This is a genomic window from Pseudohongiella sp. (genome assembly GCF_040877505.1).
In the GTDB taxonomy this organism is placed as follows: Bacteria; Pseudomonadota; Gammaproteobacteria; order Pseudomonadales; family Pseudohongiellaceae; genus Pseudohongiella.
This window is the reverse complement of record NZ_JBBDNQ010000041.1, coordinates 1-1,780: the sequence shown is the minus strand read 5'-3', so window position 1 is coordinate 1,780 and position 1,780 is coordinate 1. Positions and strand designations below refer to the sequence as shown.

The 1,780-nt window shown below is 55.3% G+C and carries 2 protein-coding genes; both read right to left on the bottom strand.

Annotated features, from left to right (window positions below; all coding sequences use genetic code 11):
• Positions 1–255, bottom strand: a 255-nt coding sequence (locus tag WD071_RS15085) for an ATP-binding protein (RefSeq protein WP_368049226.1), incomplete at its 3' end; no start/stop codon positions are given.
• A complete protein-coding gene (gene istA / locus WD071_RS15080) occupies positions 252–1,703 on the bottom strand; it encodes an IS21 family transposase (protein WP_368049225.1) in 1,452 nt (483 codons plus the stop codon). The genes istA and WD071_RS15085, both read right to left, overlap by 4 nt.
• Between the last annotated feature and the right edge of the window lie 77 nt (positions 1,704–1,780).

The following is a 1,780-nucleotide window of genomic DNA, read 5'->3' as shown; positions in this document are numbered from 1 at the left end:
GTGCACGCCTTTGACGGCCTTGAAGTCATAATCTGCCAGCCGCTTTCCAGCCGGCAATGCTGACTCATGCAGATAACGCTGCAGGCGTTTGTCTTCGCGGCTGTTCAACTCGATCAGACACAGTTCATGCAGATATTGCTGTGGGGTCCACTGTTGCTTGAGCGCTTTATCAGCCAGGCTTTGCCAGGCTTCCTTCATGCTGGCCAAGCGTAACTGTTTTAACATCAAGGGTAATGCCGCTGTTGTGCTGCTCATGCGGCCACCTCTTGTGTAATCAGCGCGTTGTACTGTGACAGCGGATGTTGGTTGACGTTGATCTCAGGTATGGCCACCGGCTGATCCAGAAAGCGCTTCTCACACTGTATCAGGCAGGGGAACTGACTCTGTTCAAGTTGAGCAAGAACATAGCGGCCCAATGCTTGCTCCTGATCGCTTTTGTGTGCCAGATGCAGCAGGCGCACCATCAAATAACAGGCGCGATCGGGATCATGGTGCTGTTCAAGCCAGCGCCAAATATGCTGATAATCCCCTTCGGGTATCAGCTCGTCACGCCAGCGGTAATGGCGAAGCGCCCGAGGTTTTTTGACCAGTGACTCGATCAGGTGCCGGTAATTGACGCTGTGAAGGCGCTGTTGATTGCGTGCAAACAGCCGCTTCAAAGTCACCGTATGGGTGCCATTGCAGTACAGCTCCAGCCGATCATCGAAGGCGCGCAGTAGCACTCTGGCACTCTTCAGGCGCGATGGTACTGAATAAGTCACTCGCTTAAACGCGATGGTGCTGGTGCGCGAGACACGCACGTTCTGCTCGGTGTAATTGACGCTGGCTGCTACCGGCAGCGGTTGTAATTGTCGCTGCTCAGCTTTGAAGACGCTGGCGATTTGCCGGTTGTGTCGGGCGACAATCTGGGCGACGAACTGGCCATAGGCTTCACGGCTTTCAAAGTCAAAGCTGCCCCGGATCTGCAACGCGCGATGAAGCCTGGGTTTAAGATGACCATTTGGAGACTCGATTGAGCCGTTCTCGTGAGCCTGGCCACGGTTATTACGGGTGGCTTTTATCTGGTAGTGTTTACAGAACTGCTCATAGTTGTCGGTAAAGTCATCCTGCTCCTGACGGTTCTTGTAGGCCGCGCTGAGACTGTCGGTGCGCTGCTCTTTGGGGACGCCGCCGCTGGCTTGATAGGCACGGCTGAGGCCGCTGGCCAATGCGGTATAGCTTTCACCACCCCAGACCGGTTCTGCATAGGCCCAGCCGCTGTACGTGAGACGGTAGTGAAACAGCCGATGGGGCGCCGCTTCACCGGCAATGGTGATCGGTGTATCGACCACAGTGAAGTCAGCAATGCCCTGCTGGCCTGGGATATGTTCCTGGGGAAAAATCACGGGCAGGTCGGGGCCATGTAATTGTCGCCAGTGGTTAACGCGACGCTCCAACGTGCGCCGGGCACGGGTGTCGAACTTATCTGCGTGAAACTCGCACAGATGATCAAAGATATCGATAGCTGGCAAATCCGGAATCTGGTTCAGCAATGGCAGCACAATCGGCTCCCATACATCGGTCAGTGGATCCTGGCGTGTCCGCCAGGGGCGCTTTTGCGCCGCCGGCTGATGCGCTTGGGAATCGATGCGCCGAGCCGTGCGTTCTGACAGACCTGCCTTGGCAGCTGCCAAGGTTTGAGTGTGTGACTTACGGTAGTCCATATATAACCTGACTTGTTGATCTGTAACATGTTTACCCGACACAGCTATTCCTCCATTGCTGTGTCGAACCTTATCAG